Annotated in this window: 2 protein-coding genes and 1 pseudogene; 1 reads left to right on the top strand and 2 read right to left on the bottom strand. The window is 54.5% G+C overall.

Translation table 11 applies throughout. The annotated features are described in order from the left end of the window. The coding region (locus ACR0LN_RS23895; protein ID WP_480433230.1) for an amino acid ABC transporter ATP-binding protein at positions 1 to 604 on the bottom strand (604 nt) is incomplete at its 3' end. A 121-nt stretch (positions 605 to 725) separates the two neighbouring features. On the opposite strand from ACR0LN_RS23895, the pseudogene ACR0LN_RS23890 reads away from it, so the two are divergent. After that, a pseudogene (locus ACR0LN_RS23890) lies at positions 726 to 998 on the top strand (transporter substrate-binding domain-containing protein); the annotation flags it as partial. A gap of 57 nt (positions 999 to 1,055) precedes the next feature. Here ACR0LN_RS23890 and ACR0LN_RS23885 read toward each other — a convergent pair. Next, positions 1,056 to 1,975: AMP-binding protein (locus tag ACR0LN_RS23885; protein WP_480433228.1), on the bottom strand; the 920-nt coding region annotated here is incomplete at its 5' end.

Below are 1,975 nucleotides of genomic sequence, written 5' to 3'. Positions count from 1 at the left end.
ATCCCATCTCATGGGTCACCACAACCATGGTCATGCCTTCCTCGGCAAGTTCGACCATCACGACGAGCACCTCGGAGATCATCTCAGGGTCGAGCGCCGAGGTGGGTTCGTCGAACAAAAGGACCCTGGGCTCCATGCAAAGCGAACGGGCAATTGCCACTCGCTGCTGCTGTCCACCCGAAAGCTGTATCGGGCGCTTGTCGGCCTGATCGGGTATATGAACACGCTCAAGGTAGTGGCGCGCTTTGTCTTCGGCTTCTTTTCGGCTCAACCCGCGGGCCTTGATGGGGCCAAGGGTCAGGTTTTCCAGCACTGTTAGATGCGGGAACAGATTGAATTGCTGGAACACCATGCCAACTTCTGACCGGATGGTGGCTGCAGATTTGGCATCATCGTTCAGTTCGACCCCATCGATGCGGATGGTGCCCTTTTGATGTTTCTCAAGCTGATTGATGCATCTTACGACCGTTGATTTACCCGATCCGGATGGGCCGCAGATCACAACCTTTTCACCACTGTTGACTGTCAGGTTGATGTTCTTGAGCACGTGAAATGTGCCAAACCACTTGTCTACGTCGACAAGCTCGATCGCTGCGTTTGGCATGTGCTGGCCCACTTGTGATTACTATGAGTTAATTAGTTGCTTGAGGTTATCTTTTTCTTTACGCTTAAATCAAGAAGCAATGTCGTGATAAAAAGACTAACGCCACCAACGGGAGAACCACATGAAACGTTTTGTTAAAGTCGCGGCTGCGGCTGCGCTCGGTCTTGTGATCAGCGGCGCTGCGCAAGCACAGTCGGCTCTGAATGAAATTTTGGATGACGGCGTGCTGAAAGTGGGGACAACCGGTGACTGGAATCCGATGTCACTGCGCGACCCGGCGACTAACAGCTATAAAGGCTATGATATCGACATCATGAACGCGCTGGCCGCTGATCTGGGTGTTGAGGTCGAATATGTGCCCACCGACTGGAAAACATTGGTCAATGGTGTGGTAGGACAGGATTGCTGGTTGTTGACGGACAAGGGTCGCGTTGCGCTTTTGCCTTGAATATCAGGTCTTGGTGAAAAGGTCTTTGCAGCGGTCACGCAGGATGTTCTTTTGCACCTTGCCCATTGTGTTGCGGGGGAGCTCGTCCAGCAAGATCAACTGGCGGGGATGTTTGAACCTGGCGAGCGCGTCCCGAACCGCACCCATGATGGCCTCGATATCTGGCGTATGACCGGGGGTAGGGACCAGAATGCCAACCGGGGTTTCTCCGAAATCCGGATGCGGGACGCCAATTACCGCGCTTTCCAGCACGCCGGGTTGTTCGTCTAGCAGCAGCTCGATCTCTTTGGGGTAGATATTATACCCGCCCGAGATGATCAGGTCTTTCTCGCGCCCGACGATATGGACATAGCCGTCCTCGTCGATCCGACCCAGATCGCCAGTGATGAAGAACCCGTCTTCACGCAGTTCTGCGGCGGTTTTGTCGGGCATTTGCCAGTAGCCCTGAAACACATTGGGACCGCGCACCTCGATGATGCCGATCTCACCATCTGCTAGGGTTTGACCTGTTTTGGGGTCTGTGACCTTCAGTTCAACATCCGGCAGGGGAAACCCGACCGTTCCCGCCCGGCGTTCGCCGTCATAGGGGTTAGAAGTGTTCATGTTCGTCTCGGTCATGCCATAGCGTTCCAGAATGCGATGACCTGTGCGGTCTTCAAATTGAACGTGGGTATCTGCCAGCAAAGGCGCTGAACCTGAGATGAACAGCCGCATATCCTGAGTCAGATCTTGGGCGAAGCGGTCGTCGCTTAGCAGGCGGGTGAAAAACGTCCGCACCCCCATCATCGCCGTTGCCTGTGGCATCAGGCGTAACATATCTTCCAGGTCGAACTTCGGCAGAAATATCATCGACCCGCCCGATGCGAGGACGACATTTGTCGCAACAAACAGTCCATGCGTGTGAAAGATCGGCAGCGCGTGCA

This window comes from Ruegeria sp. AA6 (assembly GCF_056542865.1).
The sequence above is the reverse complement of the archived record's forward strand: the minus strand, read 5'-3'. Positions and strand labels throughout refer to the sequence as shown.